This window comes from Endozoicomonas acroporae, assembly GCF_002864045.1.
Taxonomy (GTDB): Bacteria; Pseudomonadota; Gammaproteobacteria; order Pseudomonadales; family Endozoicomonadaceae; genus Endozoicomonas; species Endozoicomonas acroporae.
In genome coordinates this window covers 1-18,680 of record NZ_PJPV01000025.1, presented here as the reverse complement: position 1 = coordinate 18,680, position 18,680 = coordinate 1, and the positions used below count along the sequence as shown (strand labels likewise).

Here is an 18,680-nt window from a genome sequence, read left to right as displayed (position 1 = left end):
ATGACTGACAAGTTTGCCCGGGAAGTCTGTTAGAATCCCGGTTAAGTAGCTGGCCATATGAAATCATATATTTCTGGCTACTTGGGCAGGTGCTATGCGAGGCACAACGGAGGGAGCATAGCCGTAGCTATGTGACCGGAGTTGTAACGAAGCAAAGTGCCTGAACAAGGAGTCAGAAATATATGATTTCATATGGTTAGCTACTTAAGTTCGACTCAGTAATTTCAATGGCCCTATATCATGACGATCCACATTTCCCAGCCCGACGATAAACCCGCCTTCATATCGTTTGATGAACTCGCCAGTCATCTGGCAGAGCAGAGTCATCCATCAGAGATTCATGGCTACTTATGCGGCCTGTTTTCCGCCGGTGCTCATCCGGGCCTTGAGAAATGGCTGGAGCAGCTTGCTGAGCAGATGGGTGACCAATCGATTGATGAACCTGCAAGGCAGTTATTAAGCCAGTTATTTCTGCATACTCAGAATGAGCTGAACTCTGGTAGTCTGGCGGCAACACTGTTGCTTCCTGATGATGATGAAGCGCTTGGGCTGAGGACGCAGTCACTTGGAATATGGTGCCAGTCATTTATCTCTGGCTTTGGTCAAGGGCTGGACAGTCGTCAGGTCAGTGAGATGGTGGAAGAAGTGCTCAGGGACTTTGCCGAAATCAGCCTGATAGAAACCGCAGAAGAGAGCGAAGAATCTGAAAAACTGTATGTTGAAGTGAGTGAGTTTGTTCGTTTGGCCTGGCTGAATGTCTATGCAGAGGTTTGTGGTTTGCCCGAGCTGCCCGACGATGATGGAAGTTCTGGACAACGTGCTGTAAAACAAGGCGCTGCCAAAACCCTGCACTGAGCAGAGTTCCACAAAATCATGGTGGAGGCTGAAACGTGAAAAATTCTACAGACAAGATGGATTTCGATGTTTTGGTGATTGGTGCCGGGCTGGTGGGAGCCAGTCTGGTCTGTGCATTGGAACAAGTGGTTATCAAGCAGGGGTTGAGGCTGGCGATGGTGGAAACCCATGACCTGAGTCAGCCAAGAGATATTCCGCCGAGTTTTGATGCCCGTGCCTCGGCGCTGTCCTGGGGAACCTGTTGTATTTACCAGCAGCTTGGACTGTGGCCGAATCTTGTGGATCAGGCTCAGGCCATTACCGATGTTCATGTGTCTGATCGGGGCCGTTTTGGGGTTTCCCGCTTGCGGGCTTCTGATGAAGGTGTCCCGGCACTGGGGTATGTGGTCAAGAATCATGTGCTGGGTGATGTGCTTTTGCAACGGTTAGAGGGTTTCCAGAAGCAGGGCAGGGTGACCATGTTCAGTCCTGATAGGGTAGCAAGCCTGAGCCCTGTTCCCGGAGGTATGAAAGTTCAGCTCAGGCACTCAGAGATTTCTGCCTCGCTGGTGGTTCTGGCTGATGGAGGCCGCTCAGGGTTGATGGATCAGCTGGGAATCGGTCTGCAGCAGTGTGACTATCATCAGCAGGGGATCATTGCCAATATTGCCCTTGATCGCCCTCACAACGGTATGGCCTGGGAGCGCTTTGCCGGTCAAGGTCCGATGGCACTGCTTCCGTTAACCGGTGATCACCATTTTGCGCATCGGGCAGGGCTGGTGTGGACGTTACCGGATGTGGAAGCCGATTCACTTTATTCTCTGGCAGATGATGATTTTCTGGTGTTATTACAACAGCGGTTTGGCTATCGGGCCGGGCGGTTTATTGCCGTGGGTAAGCGGGACAGATATCCGCTCACCATGCGCATCGCCAAAGAGCAGGTAAGGCCGGGACTGGTTATTTTGGGTAATGCTGCTCATGCCATACATCCAGTGGCAGGTCAGGGTTATAACCTTTCTATTCGGGATACCGTGGCTCTGGCAGGCAATATCTCGGACTCATTGGAACGCAAAATCTCCGTAGGAGATCTTGGTCGGTTGCAGGAATACTGGCAACAACAGTTGAGCGACCAGAGTCTGACCAGCCAGTTTTGTGATGGCCTGGTGCGCCTTTTCTCACGGACTGACACGGCCTCGGTACTGTCCCGGAATCTGGGATTGGTGGCGCTGGATTATTGCCATCCGGTGAAGTCAACATTCACCCGCAGGGCCATGGGATTATAAACCGGCGGGACCTAGGGCCTGTTGACGTTTCGTTGCGTGCTCAGCGTATCAGGGCGCTCCTATGACGAGGCGCGGCATTGCAGGAAGGCTGGTTGCCTTTCAAAATGCCGCAACGAAGTCATAGGGGCGCCCTGATACGCCCGAAGGGTGGCTCAGAAAGGCGCCATCTGCTTTGTCAGACTTGCTTGGCGTAGAATAACTACGCGCTGCGCAAGTCTTTCGCGCATATGACGCCTTTCTGAGCCACTGAGCACGCAACGAAACGTCAACAGGCCCTACAGTCTCCCGTACCTTTGAATCTGGGAAATAGGGATCAGAAATGCAGACAATTGACGTCATTATTGTCGGGGGAGGTATGGTGGGGGCCTCTCTGGCCCTGGCGCTTGCCCGATCTGGTATGCAGACGGCACTGGTTGAGCAGCAGACATTGCAGCCCGGTTCGCTTTCGATGAATGATCCCTGGCAGCCCAGGGTCAGTGCCTTGACGGAAGCATCAATAAAACTGCTGAACTATCTGGGTGCCTGGGAAGGAATCATTGCCCAGCGGGCCTGTCCTTACACTCACATGACCGTCTGGGATGGAGAGGGTACGGGACAAGTTGAGTTTGACGCAAAATCGCTGCCACAAAAAAGTCTTGGCTACATTGTCGAAAATGACGTGATTCGCAACGCATTGTTGCAACAGCTGGCCAGCTCAACCGTGCAGTGTTTTGATCAACAGACCACCCTTGAATACAAACTGTCCGGCCAGGGCGGTGAAATAGTTCTGGAAAATGGTGACGTGCTCGGTGCTCCTCTGCTGGTGGCTGCGGATGGCGGTGAGTCGCGTTTGCGACAATTGTCTGGCATTCCGGCAAATCAGATGGACTATAAGCATCATGCGCTGGTCACCACCGTGGAGACAGCGCTGTTTCATCATCACACAGCGAGACAGGTGTTCCTGGATTCCGGCCCATTGGCATTTCTGCCCCTGCAAAGTCAGGGAGAGCGGCATTATTGCTCAATTGTCTGGTCCCTTTTACCGGCAGAGGCAGACCGGATAGAGGCCTTGAGTGACGATGCTTTCTGTCAGGAACTGGCGAGAGTTTTTGAGCATCGGGCGGGCAATATTCTGAAGGTTGATCAACGGTTCCGCTACCCACTGCGTCAACGGCATGCCCGGCAGTATCATCGACAAGGTGTGGTTCTGGTGGGCGATGCTGCTCATACTATTCATCCTCTGGCGGGGCAGGGGGTGAATCTGGGCTTTATGGATGTGGCCGTGCTTGTGGATGAGCTGATCAAAGCGGCCAGTCGCGAGGATGACTATTTTGCCGCGCACGTTCTGGATCGCTATCAGCGTCGTCGCATCGGACATAACTCGTTGACAATGGCGGCCATGACTGGCTTTCAAAATCTGTTCGGGGCCAATGACCTGGGCATTCGCTGGATAAGAAATACCGGGCTCAGTCTGACCAATCGATTCCCATTCATTAAGAATATGATTGTGGATCAGGCCTCCGGGTTATCAAAGGATATTCCCGGGTTTCTTCAGTAAATCTCAACCAGTCTCTCGATTTTTTCCTATCCTGTCTGCTGGATGTAATTATCACGCAGGCAGGGTATGAAACTTCAGTCTGATATTAAAAAAAGAGGCTTGGTCTTTGGTGTTGTATTTGCCATGTGTTTGCTATCTATCCGTTCTGATGCAGCGGATATTGAGTCGGCATTAGCTGCTCCCGCTGATTACCTTATCAGCCTTGTCAGGCACGGCGACCGTTCTCCCAGGGATCTTGGGGGAATGACCAAATACTGGCCAATGGGGCCCGGGCAGTTAACGGCTGCTGGCCTTCAGCAGGAGTACCTTTTGGGGCAGACAATCCGGAGATACTATTTTTCTGAAACCCTCCCCGATTCCTGGTCACCCAAAGTCAGTCAACATTTTGCCAAAGGTCTGGATCGTACCATTCAGAGCGCCAGTGCCTTATTGCTGGGGTTTTATCCTGAGCAGGTGGGTAAAACAGGCTTGCCGGGGGGCATTCAGGTTCCCCCGGTTTATGCGTCACCTTTGGCCCATGATGATCTTTTTTCAGCACAAAGATTATGTCCGGGGTATCTTCATCGTGTTCAGGCGCTGGAAAAAAGTGCGGACTGGTTAAGAAAAAAAGAACAACACCGTGATCAGCTGGCTTTATGGCTTCAACTGAGTGAGCGTGAAGGTAATGGCGATCTCTACTCTTTTCTTCCCCTGATCGATCAAATTGCCATACATCGAATTCACCAGCTGCCAATGCCCGAAGGTATTTCAAATCAACAGGCGGTGGAGCTGGAGGAGTTATTACATTGGATCGTGAGCCGGATTGTGGCTAATTATGAAATTGCCCAGCTTATCGGTTCCCCTTTAGCCAAAGCGATGATCAGGGATTTCAAGCGTGTGCAGCAGTGTCTGCAAGAAAAAGGCAGTTGCCACTCCTGCCAGCGATGGACGCTTTACTCCGCCAGTGACAGTAACTTATTGGCGATCATGACCATGCTGGGTGCGCCATCCGACAAAATGGTGGATTATGCAACACACTTTGGCGTCCAGCTTAACTGGAATGATGGTCGCCCGGAAGTTGCCCTGTCGTTGAATCACCAGCCTTTTGCGGTACCCGGGTGTGCGGGACGCTGTTCGCTGGATCAGTGGCTGGTTTTGCTTGAGCAATCATTGCCTGATGACTGGGATTATTTGTGTGCCAGGGAGCGGGGTGGAATGAACTTTGAACCTTATATCCCCACGGGGAGTGTCGCTGCCCGTTAATTGCCGACCTCCTGTTGTGGGTGGAAACATTAATGTATTCAGGCTGTTACTGTTATTAATCGCTGTGCTCCGCAAACAGTAAAGCAACTCATGTCATTGGCCTTCAAAGGATAAGGGCATTATCAAGAGGTTAATAAAATCAAGTGCCTTCAGGGAAATCAGAAAAAAAACTGAACTATATTTAATCAGTTCCGTCAAAACTGTATTGAATAACAAGTTCATTAGTTTCTTTGAAGGAGTAATTAAATGCAGAAACATTTTCTGGCGGCAGTATTGCCAGTGGTTGCAATACTGATTGGTCTGCAAGGCTGTAATAAAGCCCATGAGTGTCCAGAGGTCACGACGGTAGTGTATGAAGACATGGCCGGTGTCGATCAGGGGGCTGAGTCCTATACCTGTAATAATCCAGACAAAACCAGCTTGCTTGAGCAGACATGGTGTGAAGCCAAAGACCAGTTCGAACAGCGTGGTCAATCCACCAGTTCGGATGATTTTCTGGTCTATATCAACGGATTTCGTGAGGGATATGCATTGGCCAGCCAGGCGGCTGACAGTCGATTGGGCCTTGGTGGTGATATCGATAGCCTATCTGATACTCCCTATGACATGGGCTATCGTGACGGTTATTTTGCCGTTATGGAGGCAATGGGCATTGTAGAGTATAACTGTGCTTCAGCAGACTTGATGAGTGAGTATAAAGATCGCTGGTGCGAAGCTGCCGATGCTTATCGGAACACCGGTGCTGGCAGTGATAACAATCCGTTTGTCAGGGGGCGGTTTATTGATGGTTATATGACCGGAGGGCGTGTTGCCTTAACGGTTCCTACCTCAATGGAGGCATTTTTTGGTGGCGAGAATCCTGAGGGTAAACAGCCTGCCGTTGTTCAGCCATCCGGTGAGTTGAGGAGCACAGAGCTGGCTTTCTACCGGGGCTTTGATGTCGGTTACAAGGCAATGATTGATAGTATTCGGGATTCCATTAATCAGGTCATGCAACAGATGCAAATTCCCAACAATATGGATTTTCCTGAAGGGTTGATGCCTCCGCCTCCCGGGCAATAACTGTCTGGTTTTCCGGCAGTTATGGTTATCAGCCGGGTACCTGGTGGTGCCCGGCTTATTAAGGAACTGGTCCTCGAACAAGCGATTTTGTGTCTGAAAACGATCAATTTGCTGATTTCAGTGACATAGGTGAAGAATTTGGATAGCCCACTTCTTAGAAAACTAACCGTAATTTAGCCTTGTTCTATAACCTTTGTGAGAGAAGGTTGCTAAACTGAGAGGTGCCTTCTTTTAACGATTAGTCTTAATAAGAAACACAAAGGTTTGAGCAATGCATAAGGCTGTGTTCTCCGTAAAACTCAATTCTGAGCAAGTTCTTCAGTTCTATAAAGGGCAGAAGCAATCTGTAAGAGTTCGCACTGAATCGGGCCAGAGTATGAGTATTCCCTATGACATCATGCTGAAATTTGTCACCAGAGAGGGAATTTATGGTCGTTTTGAAATTTCCTATGGCGATGATGGCAAGTTTCTGGATCTTATCCGTCTAACCTGATTCTGAGAAACTCTGATACGCGGCTCCATGGCAGCAATCCCTTAGGATGGCTGCCAGTTTTTGTGCAGCAGGGCCAATATAGCTGAGGTCAGGAATTACCAGGTACAGCTGTACATTCCGATTATTACTGAGCCGGGTATCTAATTGTCTGATCACGCCTGCTTCAAGCTCCTGCTGAATATGGTGGGTTGGTAGCCATGCAAACCCAAGCCCCTGTTTCACCAGTCTTATTGAAGAGCTGATGGTGGACTGGCTTTTGAAAATCACCTCGGAAGCCTGGGCAAAGCAGCCATGTTCTACCACTGCCTGAAGCATACGCCACTGATCGAGTGTTGCCTTTGACATTTTGCAGGTCTCTATATATCCAAAAAATCGATACATTCATGCAGTATTTTGAACTTTTCTTTCGTTAGATTCGACGATAAATTCATACATTGGATACAACCATCAAGTTAATAACAATAGTGATCTGAAAAGGTGGGAAGCATGGCTAAATTACTCCAAATCAACAGCAGCCTGTTCGGTGAACATGGGCAGTCAACCCAACTGTCACAGAAGTTTGTTGAGCGATTTCTGACAGCGAACCCTGATACTCAGCATCAGGTAAGAGACCTGGCTAACCAGCAGATTCCCCATCTGGATGCGGAAATCGTGATGGGTTTTGGTATCCCTGAGGACCAGAAAAACCATCGACAGGCTGAAATGACAGCGCTTTCTGATCAGTTGATTGAGGAAGTAAAGACCGCTGATATTCTGGTAATAGGCTTGCCTATGTATAACTTCAGCTTGCCTTCAACCCTGAAATCCTGGTTCGACTTTATTGCCAGGGCAGGGATCACATTTAAATATACCGAGCAGGGACCGGTCGGTCTGGTGGAAGGTAAGAAGGCTTACATTATGGCCGCGCGAGGTGGTCAGTATCAGGGGACTGATCTCGATACGCAAACGGCGCTTGTTCGCCAGTTTCTTGGCTTTATCGGTATCCGGGATGTTGAGTTTGTTTATGCGGAAGGGCTTAACATGGGGGATGATATTAAGGGCCAGTCAATCCATGATGCAGAAGCAACAATGGACCATCTTGTTGTAGCTTGATGGGTAAATTCTGAAGCTGGATGCCGCAAACGTAACGATACGTTTGCGGCGTATTGTCAGGCAGCAGTGATGATCAGATACTTTTCCATCAGCTCATCCTGAGTTTCTTCGCAGTCCGGGTTCTTCGGAATACAGTCTACCGGGCAGACCTGTTGGCACTGAGGTTCATCATAATGGCCAACGCACTCTGTACACAGTAGTGGATCAATCTCGTAAATTTCTTCCCCGGGTGAAATAGCACTATTCGGGCATTCCGGTTCGCAGACGTCGCAGTTAATGCAATCGTCAGTAATCATTAAAGCCATAGGCTCCTGGCTACCTTTCAGCTTGTAAAAACAAATGAATAACGGACAGTATCTCAGTTTCCGTTGAACTTATCTGTCAGTGCTTTCTGAACACATGGTGATACAAACTTGGAAATATCCCCATTCAGAGAGGCTATTTCCCGAACCAGTGTAGAGGAAATATAGGAGTATTGCTCTGCTGGTGTCAGAAAAAGGCTTTCCACTTTGGGTGCCAGCACTCGGTTCATATTGGCCATCTGAAATTCATATTCAAAGTCAGAAACGGCTCTTAACCCCCTGAGAATAACCTGGGCCTGCTGCTCTTCCACAAAACTGGCAAGCAGAGAGCTGAAGCCGGTTACCTGAACATTTGGCAGATGAGCGATGGATTCTTTGGCCAGACTGACCCGGGTTTCCAGATCGAACAATGGCTTTTTCTTGGGGCTTTCAGCAACGGCAATAACAATGGTATCAAACAGCTTGGCCGCTCTTTCAACAAGATCCATATGACCTTTGGTAATAGGATCAAACGTACCAGGATAGATTACCTTGATCATTAAAAATGACTCTCCGGCCACAAATCCAACAACAGATCAGAGATACAAAACATTTCAGGAGTTCTGCGGTTTACCAGAAAACTGTCTTGTTTTGCTGGACAGACTCCCGTTGACGTCATTCACTGATCTGCGAATATGGCGACCTTTTTTTAGTAAAAGGGCATGTTAACGAAATAGTCAAAAGGGTTCAAATGATCAGCGTTCTGGGGCACTTAATGTTGAGGATATGAGAAATTTCAGAAGTTATGCGTTTATATAGTCATGGCGCTGGAATGGTTATTAAGTGTACAGATTCATGTTAAAAGTCTGAGAATGTTAAACTGCAATGCGAACTTAAACAGTGGGTAGCGCAGACGACTGGATTACCCTGACTGACATTTTATCTCTTTATTCAGCTTGACAAGCCCTGGCCAAGGCCTTGCCACAGCACGATGAACGCGCTCCTGTTTGTCAAACGTTTGTCAAACATAGTCTGTCTGTGAACCCGGGCAGAAGGCAGGGCACGCTATCCCCGTGCTTGATTTCTTCTCGGCGATGTCAGGTTGTAAAAATACTGGAAGGTCACTCTTAATGGCGTCGCCTGATAACAGGAATGAGTACATTGGTTCCGGCTGGGACTGAACAGGCGTTGTGTAGTTAGAGTTAGCATCTAAACTTTCTGCTCCCAATAATAAAGGTGGTGCCGATGGTAGCTTAAGGCTCTGTTGCTGCCCATTGGCAAGGGAGCCCTGTCTGGTACAGGTGGTGATCTGTCGCTGCCGAAGCTGGACGCACTCGCAGCCATAGCAGGCAATAAGAACACCGGTGGTGAGGGCTGCACCAGCACCAGCGCCAGCATATGCACGCCCATAAACCAGTTTCGCCGCAGTGAACGCAACCTATGAGACCACCAAAGGCAGCAGAGGGCAATGAGCTCATGACAATCGGGCAGCCATAGTTGTTAGAGGAGTCATCTGGACAAGTACAGGTGTAATCCGATGCCCGTTGGGCCAAATGTTTCATGGTTGTCAACGGTAAAGTCAGTGCATTACATGGATTCATGTTGCGTATTTCCTCAAAATAGTAGTTGCTTTCAACCCATGCTCTGTTGGCAATAAAGCTGACAGCAAATTGTTACTGACTACTAGACTGAATTATTTCGCAAAAGTTCCTATGTCCTCAGGTTCAGTGAAGAGACGTACCAGAACGTCTGAACCAGTTTTTGCAAGGCCGCTGGCAAGCGGCCCCTAAGTCTGAGACAGGGTCTATTTCCGGCCGGAAAGGAAACCCAGCATTTTTTTCTGCAGCCAGCCACCATAAGGCGGGTAGATCATTTTAGTGCTGTTCAGCTTGCCTTTGGTTAACACCGACTTGGCCTTGGAGAATGTCAGGAAGCCCTCATGGCCGTGGTAGTGTCCCATGCCTGATGGGCCAATGCCGCCAAACGGCATATCTTCAACAGCGACGTGTAACAAACACTCATTAATACAGACACCGCCAGAGTGGGTCTGTGTCAATACGGCTTGCTGATTGTTTGTATCAGAACCGAAGTAGTAGAGTGCCAGGGGCCTGGGCCGTTGCTGGACAAACTGAATGGCTTCATCAAGGCTATCGATGCCGATGACAGGAAGCAGCGGGCCAAAAATTTCTTCCTGCATAACGCCCATATTATCAGTTGGATTCTCAATTAAGTGGATGGGGATTCGACGGCTTCCGTCGTTAATTTCCTCATTACCCGGTGTGTGGATGGTTGCGCCCTGCGCTTTGGCATCAGCCAGTAATTTCAATAATCGCTGGTGGTGGCGGTCATTGATGATCGAGGTGTAATCATTATTTCCGTTGACCGTTGGGTACATTTTTCGAAAGGCGTTGAGATAGTGCTCGATAAAGGCTGCCTTCTGGTCATTTTTCACCAGAATATAGTCCGGTGCTACGCAGGTTTGACCGGCGTTCAGGGCTTTTGCGTAGCATACTCTTTCTGCCGCTTCCTGAATCGGGAAGTCGTTATCCACAATAACCGGTGACTTACCACCCAGCTCCAGGGTTACCGGGGTCAGGTTTTTTGCAGCGGCTCCCATGACATGGCGACCGACCGCTGTCGAACCGGTGAAAATAATGTGGTCAAAGTGCAGGCTGGTAAACTCGGTTGCCACTTGTGCGTCACCGCAAACGACGGTGACCAGATCAGCAGGAAATGTTTGCTCAATGATTCGGGCAACCAGCTCCGAGGTTTTTGGTGTGAATTCCGACATCTTGATCATGGCCCGGTTGCCGGCGGCAAGAATCGTCAGCAATGGACTTAGCGACAGGAACAGTGGGTAGTTAAAGGGCACCACAATACCGACCACGCCCAAGGGCTGGTACACGACTTTTGCTGAGGCAGGCAATAACTGAGGGTTCAGCTTTCGCTTGCTGGGTTGCATCCATTTTTTAAGCTGCTTGATCGTGTAATGGATATTGCCCAGGTTCGGTATGATTTCAGTCAGTGATGACTCACTTCTGGATCGGCCGCCAAAATCTTCATCCAAAGCGGACAGTAATGCGTCTTTATTGCTCAGCAATGCTTTCTTAAGGGCCTTCAGGCGATCCACCCGTTCCTGATAGCTGGGGTTGGGGTCTTGCAGAAAGGCTTTCTTCTGGGCAGCAAGCAGATCTTCCAGGGGAGGTGGGATTTGCCGGGTCACTTTCCTGTGCTCGGACATAATGGGTTCGGCAGCGGTCATTGTTGTTTCCCTCTTGGGTGCTAATGGTTGATTTAATAATTTTTATTGTCTTATTAGGGAGGCTTTCCCTCGTTGGTTGGGTGTACACCTGCATCTCTGATGCAGGCTCAACATAGAACTGAATAGCTGGACTATGGGTATGTTATTTTACATGTTTCAGAGAAGAGCGTATTGACTGTTTTCTTGTGTTGATAACGTGGACAAAAAGAAAGGCTCACGTAGAGCCTTTCCTGTATTTTTGTCTCAACTGATCAGGTGGACTGATTAGCAGATACGGTCAGCCTTGTAGTATGACTCGCCGGTATCGATGCCTGCATCAAACTCAGTCTGGCCGCTGCGGCTGGATGTCCTCAATGCTTCGCGGGAGGCAGCCGTTTCTTTAGGCAGCAGGTGGTCTACAGCTGCCTTTTCTTCTAACAGCTCCTGTTCAGTTTTCTTCATCATTGACTGACCGTAGTCGTTAATATGAAGGCTCTGAACAATCTGGTAGCTGCCAAATTCACAAACGACAGGGAAAGAGTAGTAGATGCCTTTGGCGACACCGTAGCTGCCATCGGAAATAATGCCCATGGATACAATACGACCATCGCTGCCCAGGGCCCAATCGCGCATGTGGTCCAGAGCGGCCTGCGCGGCGGAGGCGGCACTGGAGAGGCCACGCCACTCGATGATTTCGGCACCACGCTTCTGGATACGAGGAGTGTATTCTTCCTTGTACCATTGCTCGTCGATCATATCGATGGCGGCTTCATCACCCAGTACCTGGGCGTGGTGCAGATCAGGGTACATGGTTGGGGAGTGGTTGCCCCACACGCAGACACCTTCGATATCAGCAGGATTAACCCCCAGTTTGTTACCCAGGATGCCCTGTGCACGGTTGTGGTCCAGTCGGGTCATGGCGCAGAACTGGGATGGTGCCAGGTCGGGCGCATTGCGGGACAATATCAGACAGTTGGTGTTTGCCGGATTACCCACCACCAGGGCTTTAACATCACGGTTAGCCACTTCGTTCAGCGCCTTGCCCTGTTCGGCAAAGATAACGGCGTTGGCTTCCAGCAGGTCGGCGCGCTCCATACCCTTGGAACGGGGACGGGCACCGACCAGCATGGCGAAATGAATGCCACGGAAACCATCAAACGGATTGTCGTGCAGACTGATACCGTGAACCAGTGGGAAGGCGCAGTCTTCCAGCTCCATGGCAACGCCACGAAGTTTGTCCATAGCCTGTGGGATCTCAACCAGTTGCAGAATCACAGGCTGATCAGGCCCCAGCATTTCACCGGCAGCGATTTTGAACAGCAGAGAGTAGCTGATGTTGCCAGCTGCACCTGTGACCGCAATTCGTACGGGTTGTTTCATGGGGAACTGCTCCTTAGAGTTTTCAGGTTCTTGGATTAGCAATGCGTCCAGATCGCCATGAGCCATTCTTTATTGAAGCTTTTCGTGCTCTCTTGCACTTATTAAAAGTCATAAAAGAGACACCCGACCCATGGCCTGCTGAACATTAAGCCTGTGGATAATACAGCGTTCAGACGCACTGTTTATTTGATAAAGATCAGCCGCGCACAGATTACTGATATCATTTCGGTAAGTCCATATGTGAGACGTTGGTTATTGTTGTTTTTTCATGTACGACCAGAGGCTGAAGCTTACTTGTCCAGCGGTTTTGCACTTTTCCAGCTGCCAGTTCTCCGGGGTTGGTAAAGGGTTCAGCTCTTTCTCTACCTCAATGTAAATATGGCTGTTTTCATTCAGGTAACCATTGCTTTCCAGCAGCTGGCAAGCAGGCTCCAGCAGGTTCATCCGAAACGGTGGGTCCAGGAAAATCAGGTCAAAACCGGTTTCAGCCGGTTGGTTTAACCAGGTAAGGCTATCGCACTCAATCACCCTGGCACGCTCAGCTTTTAACAGTGTAAGGTTGCTCTTCAACGTTCTTGCGGCAACCGGACTTTTTTCCAGCATCACTGCTGAAGATGCCCCCCGGGAAAGCGCTTCCATGGACAGTGCGCCGGTACCACTGAATACATCCAGAACCCTGGCTCCCGGTGTCATCATGGCCAGCCAGTTAAATACTGTCTCTCTTACCCGGTCTGATGTGGGGCGCAAGCCGGGTACATTGGCTACGGGCAACTTACGACTGCGCCATTCACCCGCAATAATCCGCAGCTGTCCACCACCGGTATGAGCAGGGCCGGTGTTAGCACGTGATTCAGGATGCTTGGGATTTCGAGACTTGCGAGGCATTAACAGGCTCCAGCCGGGCAGGGGGGGCAACAGGGAGCGTAAGCATACTCGTTTCATCGCTTCAGGTCATGGAGTTACCAGTCATCCTGGTGTGTATAGACAGCAGAGCCTGGTGAAATACAACAAACCCGGAGAAAAGTGTCAGACTTCCAGTAGCCCGAAGTCGCCGTTTTTTATTGTGGATGGTTCCATTCGGGTTCATGAAAGATGGACTATTTTCCCTGAGAAAGTTCATTTCGTGACAGTCTGAATTAAGATAGGATTAGCGATTATCCATAGCCTGCATGATGGATTGTCATTGCGTTTCATTGCCTGTTACGGGGACTTCTCCGGCCAGGCTTCAGTTCGATGGCAATCCTGATAGGAGCCTGTCCGAGAATAGCGCCCGACTAGGCGTCCCCGTAGCGAGGATGGCAGAAAATTGAGGATAAAAATTTCGTTTTGTGAGGTGAATAGCGGGGCTATTTGCCGAACAAAACGGAATTTTTAGACCAATTTGCTGCCACCGCAGTAGGGCAGTCTATTCTCGGACAGGCTCCTAGTCATCAGGCGTTCCCACCAAGGTTATAGAAGTAGTCTATGTTCGGTTCGCGCAAAGACGATGAGAAAAAAGCCAAACGCAGTTTTTGGCCCTGGGGTCGACGTTCCCGGGATGAAGTTTCTGAAGAACAGTTAGAGGCAAAGGCTGAGCCTGAAGTAGAAGACGTTGTATCCACTGTAGAAACACCGGAAGTTTCTGCTGAGTCGGCTTCTGGGTCTTCAGCCGGTGTTGTTGACGTTGTGCCTGAGATAGTGCCTGAGGTTGTTCAGGGCACTGAAGATAAGCCTGTTCATCCTGAATCCGCTCATAAAGCACCTGAGGCTTCTGGCAAAGAAGTACCGGTTGTTGCTGCCCCTGAAATTCCCCGGGCTGCTGAGCCAGAATCACCGCCCGAAAAAACGCCGGTTGAGCCAGAGAACAAGTCTGAAGCCAAAGGTGGCTTCTTTGCCCGGATGCGTCAGGGGTTGAGCAAAACCCGTAACGTTCTGGTTGAAGGCGTTGCAGAACTGTTTATCGGTAAAAAGGAGATTGATGATGATCTTCTGGATGAACTGGAAACCCAGCTGCTGGTCGCCGATGTGGGCGTTGAAGCCACCACTGACATTATTGAAAAGCTGACCAGGAAAGTTAAGTACAAAGAGCTGGATGATGCGGATGCCCTGATGACTGCGCTGCAATCCGAGCTTGCTGATATTCTTGAACCGGCTGACCAGCCACTGGTTATCCCGAAACAGGACACCCCTTTTGTTATCCTGGTGGTGGGCGTTAATGGTGTGGGCAAGACCACCACGATTGGTAAGCTGGCCCGTAAGCTTCAGTCCGAAGGCCGCAAGGTTATGCTCGCGGCTGGCGATACATTCCGCGCGGCTGCGGTTGAACAGTTGCAGGTGTGGGGTGAGCGCAATGAGATTCCGGTGGTTGCCCAGCATACCGGTGCTGACAGTGCTTCCGTTATCTTTGATGCCTTCGAAGCAGCAAGAGCCCGCAATATCGATGTCCTGATTGCCGATACCGCTGGCCGCCTCCACAACAAGGATCATTTGATGGAGGAGTTGAAAAAGGTGAAGCGGGTGCTTGGGAAGCTGGACCCCGATGCGCCTCATGAAGTGTTACTGGTACTGGATGCGGGCACCGGGCAGAATGCCCTGAGCCAGGCTCGTCTGTTCCATGAAGCGGTGCAGTTAACCGGCATGGCCCTGACCAAACTGGATGGAACCGCGAAGGGCGGGGTGATCTTCGCGCTGTCCAAACAGATGAAACTGCCAATCCGTTTCCTGGGCGTGGGTGAGCAGATAGATGACCTGAGACCCTTCTCGGCTAAGGAGTTTGTTAAAGCGCTTTTTTCCCGGGAAGGTTGACATGACCTGCCATGAGCGGCAAATGTCGCTCATTAGAGTGTTGGTGACTTGAATAGCATCCAATAGATAGATTAAGGACAGCTGGATGATTCGCTTTGACGGTGTCAGCAAGCGTTACCCGGGAGGTCATGTTGGCCTTGAGCAGGTCAGTTTTCACCTGGAGCGGGGAGAGATTGCGTTTCTGACAGGCCATTCTGGTGCAGGAAAAAGTACCCTGATGAAGCTGATTATGCTTCTTGAGAGGGCCAGTGCAGGTCAGGTCTGGGTGGGAGGTCATAACCTGCGGGCTCTGAAGAACAGCCGGATTCCCTATCTTCGCCGCAACATTGGTGTGGTTTTTCAGGATCACCAGCTGCTGTTTGATCGTACTGTTTTTGAAAATGTCGCTTTACCACTGCTGATCGCAGGCTATTCTCCCAGTGATTGTGCAGGCCGGGTTCGCGCTGCCTTGGATATGGTCGGGTTATTAAGCAAGGAAAAGTTATTGCCAGTGGCCCTGTCCGGTGGTGAACAGCAGCGGGTTGGTCTGGCGCGGGCAGTTGTGAATCGCCCGGCTTTGATTCTTGCGGATGAGCCAACCGGAAACCTTGATCCGCAGTTGTCCACGGAAATCATGAAGCTGTTTGAGAACTTTAATCAGGTGGGTGTTACCGTGTTGATTGCCAGTCATGACCTGGCACTGGTGGCCCGGATGCGGCACCGTATTTTGACCCTGGATCATGGCAGGCTGGTTGCAGACCAGGAGGTTCAGTGAGTCTGTTCAGTAAGAACAACAGGCGACAGCAACATGGTCGTCGGCGCACAGTGGATGAGCAGGCGGGTATGGGCAAAACCGCTGGAAAGGGTGCGGGAAGCTTTGTTCCTAAAGAAGCCAATAAAGATGCCCATAAAAGAGGTGCCAATCGCCAGACCGTAGCAACCCTGACACTGCACTCTTTCGTTAGCCTGCATCGGCAGGTGGGCAGGGATGCACTGACCCGTCTGCTGAACAGCCCTGTGGCCAGTCTGTTAAACAGCTTGCTGATCGCGGTTGCCTTTTCCCTGCCGGTTTTACTGTTTGTTCTGGTGAGTAATGTGCAGGTGCTGGGGGCAGCCTGGGATGGGCAGCCCAAAATCTCAATCTACCTCAATCATGGGGTTAGCCAGAAAATTATCGATCAACGTATTGCGGATTATCGTCAAGACCCTCTGATTAAAGAAGTTGTCTACCTGTCACCGGAACAGGGGGTGAACGACTTTCAGCAAAAGGCCGGACTGCAGGATGTAATTAGCCAGCTTGGGTTTAATCCATTGCCGGGAGTGATTGAGCTGCTGCCTGTCAGTGAGGCTTCTTTTGAACAACTGGATGATGCCGTGGTCCATTATCAACAGATGGAAGGGGTTGACCAGGTTCGCCTGGACCGGCAGTGGGTACAGAGGCTGCAGGCAATTTTGACGATGCTTGAACGCTTTGCCATCATGCTGGGCGGGATTCTCGGGCTTACCGTGGTTCTGGTGATCAGCAACACCGTGCGCCTCAGTATTGAAAGCCGCCGTGATGAAATCAAAATTATCAGTATGGTGGGTGGAACCCGGGGCTTTATTGCCATGCCCTTCATCTATATGGGGATCTGGTATGGTGTGATTGGCGCTATTCTGGCTCAAGTGATTGTTTTTTCATTATTAGCTGTCCTGAGTCATGAAATGATGAATATTGCCGGACTGTATAATAGCGAGATGGTATTATCTGGCCCCGGTTTTGGCGTGTTGGGCGTTTTGTTGCTGGCCGGAATAGCGTTTGGTGTTCTGGGGGCAATGAGCAGCTGCTATCGACATTTTCAGGCTTTAGTACCTGACTAGGAGCCTGTCCGAGAATAGACTGCCCTACTGCGGTGGCAGCAAATTGGTCTAAAAAGTCGGAAATTTTTAGTAAATAGAATCACTATTCACTAAAATTTCCGACTTTTTATCCTCAATTTTCTGCCATCCTCGCTACGGGCGCTATTCTCGGACAGGCTCCTAGTCTGTGTAAAGTAAGAAAATGTCCTGTAAAGTCGATAGCGATTGTGAACCCAATTGTTGTTATTATTAGAATTCGTTTGAATTTCAGCTATTTTAACAGAGTCTAATTAAGAGGGTATCTTGACGGAGTCAGTTATGGGCACCAGTCTTCAACCAGTCGATATGTTAGTTCCTGGCCGCAATATTGATGCCTATGTTGCGTCAGTCAGCAGTATTGCTGTGTTGTCTGCTGAACAGGAAAAGACCCTTGCTGAGCGCCTCTTCTTTCATAATGATCTGGAAGCGGCTCGTCAGCTGGTCATGTCTCACCTTCGCTTTGTTGTTCACATTGCCAAAAGCTATTCCGGCTATGGTCTGCCACTGGCAGATCTGATTCAGGAAGGCAATGTGGGTCTTATGAAAGCGGTTAAGCGTTTTAACCCTGAAGTTGGGGTAAGGCTCGTCTCCTTTGCTGTGCATTGGGTCAAAGCGGAAATACACGAATTTATTCTACGCAACTGGCGCATTGTGAAAGTCGCGACCACGAAAGCGCAACGCAAACTTTTCTTTAACCTGCGCAGCGCTAAAAAGCGGCTGTCCTGGTTAACCAAAGATGAAGCGGATGCCGTAGCCAAAGATCTGGGTGTTGAAGCTAAAGTGGTTCGCGAAATGGAAAGCCGAATGGCTGGCCAGGATACTGCGTTTGATGGCTATGGTGACGATGATAGCGATACTGCTTATCAGGCACCTGCTTATTATCTGGAAGACCATAACTCAGACCCTTCTTCTTTGCTTGAAGATGCCGACTGGTCCGACAGTTCTATTTCCCAGCTGAGAAGTGCGCTGGCACAGCTGGACGAACGCAGTCGGGATATTCTGCAGAAGCGTTGGCTGGCAGAAGAAAAGGCAACGCTGCATGAGCTGGCGGACACCTATGGAGTATCTGCTGAGCGTATCCGGCAGTTGGAAAAGAATGCGATGAAAAAGCTGAAAGGCTCTATGGAAGCCTGATGCCGATTAAACGTTCTGGAAAAAGCCGCTACGCTAAATAGCGGCTTTTTTTATGAGGTTAAAAAATTCAGGGTGTTGACTTTTATCCACACCTGCGTAAAATGCGCCGCTCTTCCACGGGCTAACCTGAAACGGTAACCCACGGATCAGCAGAATGAATCATCATCGCTGACCGGGAAGTGCGGTTTGAAAGTGGGTTGTTTGGATTGAATGAAAAACAACCGGTTGACAAATCAAACTGGCGCGGTAAGATGCGCCTCCGCTGACAGGGCTTGAGAGCAACGTTAGCGAGTTGGAAAGCTTCTTTCTTCTTCTGAAAAATGATCGCTTGACAACGAAAGTCGCCACGGTAAGATAGGCGGCCTTGCTTTCGGTGGTCGGCTGGCAGTTGCCAGTGACCAGTTATGCAAAGCAAACGTTATTTAACAAGATATCAGACAATTCGTGTGGGCGCTTGTGC

The 18,680-nt window shown here is 50.0% G+C and carries 17 protein-coding genes; 11 read left to right on the top strand and 6 right to left on the bottom strand.

What is annotated here, in order from left to right:
• The first annotated feature begins 240 nt into the window (after window positions 1-240).
• The 6 genes from CX664_RS04670 to CX664_RS04645 all read left to right on the top strand — a co-directional run bounded on the left by CX664_RS04670 (window position 241) and on the right by CX664_RS04645 (window position 6,451).
• Window positions 241-855 (top strand): UPF0149 family protein, encoded by a 615-nt coding sequence (locus CX664_RS04670; protein ID WP_101745614.1) that lies wholly within the window; start codon window positions 241-243, stop codon window positions 853-855.
• 35 nt (window positions 856-890) lie between these two features.
• Window positions 891-2,117, top strand: a complete 1,227-nt coding sequence (gene ubiH, locus CX664_RS04665; RefSeq protein ID WP_206679276.1) for a 2-octaprenyl-6-methoxyphenyl hydroxylase — start codon at window positions 891-893, stop codon at window positions 2,115-2,117.
• Window positions 2,118-2,436: 319 nt separating this feature from the next.
• Window positions 2,437-3,654, top strand: coding sequence for an FAD-dependent oxidoreductase (locus CX664_RS04660; RefSeq protein ID WP_101745612.1), 1,218 nt, complete (start codon window positions 2,437-2,439; stop codon window positions 3,652-3,654).
• Between the two features lie 66 nt (window positions 3,655-3,720).
• Window positions 3,721-4,896, top strand: a complete 1,176-nt coding sequence (locus CX664_RS04655) for a histidine phosphatase family protein (RefSeq protein WP_101745611.1) — start codon at window positions 3,721-3,723, stop codon at window positions 4,894-4,896.
• Between the two features lie 246 nt (window positions 4,897-5,142).
• Window positions 5,143-5,958, top strand: coding sequence for a hypothetical protein (locus tag CX664_RS04650; protein ID WP_101745610.1), 816 nt, complete (start codon window positions 5,143-5,145; stop codon window positions 5,956-5,958).
• 271 nt (window positions 5,959-6,229) lie between these two features.
• Window positions 6,230-6,451: a DUF2835 family protein gene (locus CX664_RS04645; RefSeq protein ID WP_101745609.1), complete on the top strand. Its 222-nt coding sequence runs from the start codon at window positions 6,230-6,232 to the stop codon at window positions 6,449-6,451.
• On the opposite strand, the gene CX664_RS04640 is transcribed toward CX664_RS04645, so the two are convergent.
• Window positions 6,443-6,796, bottom strand: a complete 354-nt coding sequence (locus tag CX664_RS04640; protein ID WP_163373140.1) for a LysR family transcriptional regulator — start codon at window positions 6,794-6,796, stop codon at window positions 6,443-6,445. The two genes, CX664_RS04645 and CX664_RS04640, sit on opposite strands and share 9 nt — an antisense overlap.
• Before the next feature lie 141 nt (window positions 6,797-6,937).
• Here CX664_RS04640 and CX664_RS04635 point away from each other — a divergent pair, with 141 nt between their 5' ends.
• Complete coding sequence (locus CX664_RS04635; RefSeq protein ID WP_101745607.1) at window positions 6,938-7,543, top strand: FMN-dependent NADH-azoreductase; 606 nt, start codon at window positions 6,938-6,940, stop codon at window positions 7,541-7,543.
• 56 nt (window positions 7,544-7,599) lie between these two features.
• Here the strand turns inward: CX664_RS04635 and CX664_RS04630 are convergent, their stop codons facing one another.
• The 5 genes from CX664_RS04630 to rsmD form a co-directional block, all read right to left on the bottom strand.
• Window positions 7,600-7,848: a YfhL family 4Fe-4S dicluster ferredoxin gene (locus CX664_RS04630; RefSeq protein WP_101745606.1), complete on the bottom strand. Its 249-nt coding sequence runs from the start codon at window positions 7,846-7,848 to the stop codon at window positions 7,600-7,602.
• A gap of 53 nt (window positions 7,849-7,901) precedes the next feature.
• Window positions 7,902-8,384: a pantetheine-phosphate adenylyltransferase gene (gene coaD, locus CX664_RS04625; RefSeq protein WP_101745605.1), complete on the bottom strand. Its 483-nt coding sequence runs from the start codon at window positions 8,382-8,384 to the stop codon at window positions 7,902-7,904.
• Window positions 8,385-9,628: 1,244 nt separating this feature from the next.
• Complete coding sequence (locus tag CX664_RS04615; RefSeq protein ID WP_101745603.1) at window positions 9,629-11,086, bottom strand: coniferyl aldehyde dehydrogenase; 1,458 nt, start codon at window positions 11,084-11,086, stop codon at window positions 9,629-9,631.
• Window positions 11,087-11,350: 264 nt separating this feature from the next.
• Window positions 11,351-12,445 carry a malate dehydrogenase gene (locus CX664_RS04610; protein ID WP_101745615.1) on the bottom strand — a complete coding sequence of 365 codons (1,095 nt, stop codon included), beginning with the start codon at window positions 12,443-12,445 and terminating at the stop codon, window positions 11,351-11,353.
• A gap of 252 nt (window positions 12,446-12,697) precedes the next feature.
• A complete protein-coding gene (rsmD, locus tag CX664_RS04605; RefSeq protein ID WP_420810343.1) occupies window positions 12,698-13,387 on the bottom strand; it encodes a 16S rRNA (guanine(966)-N(2))-methyltransferase RsmD in 690 nt (229 codons plus the stop codon).
• A gap of 522 nt (window positions 13,388-13,909) precedes the next feature.
• Here rsmD and ftsY point away from each other — a divergent pair.
• The 4 genes from ftsY (at window position 13,910) to rpoH (ending at window position 18,220) form a co-directional block, all read left to right on the top strand.
• Window positions 13,910-15,229, top strand: a complete 1,320-nt coding sequence (gene ftsY / locus CX664_RS04600) for a signal recognition particle-docking protein FtsY (protein ID WP_101745601.1) — start codon at window positions 13,910-13,912, stop codon at window positions 15,227-15,229.
• A gap of 85 nt (window positions 15,230-15,314) precedes the next feature.
• Window positions 15,315-15,983, top strand: a complete 669-nt coding sequence (ftsE, locus tag CX664_RS04595) for a cell division ATP-binding protein FtsE (RefSeq protein WP_101745600.1) — start codon at window positions 15,315-15,317, stop codon at window positions 15,981-15,983.
• Complete coding sequence (ftsX, locus tag CX664_RS04590) at window positions 15,980-17,068, top strand: permease-like cell division protein FtsX (protein WP_101745599.1); 1,089 nt, start codon at window positions 15,980-15,982, stop codon at window positions 17,066-17,068. Before ftsE ends, ftsX begins: the two co-directional genes overlap by 4 nt.
• Before the next feature lie 297 nt (window positions 17,069-17,365).
• Window positions 17,366-18,220, top strand: a complete 855-nt coding sequence (rpoH, locus tag CX664_RS04585) for an RNA polymerase sigma factor RpoH (protein WP_101745598.1) — start codon at window positions 17,366-17,368, stop codon at window positions 18,218-18,220.
• Window positions 18,221-18,680 lie beyond the last annotated feature (460 nt).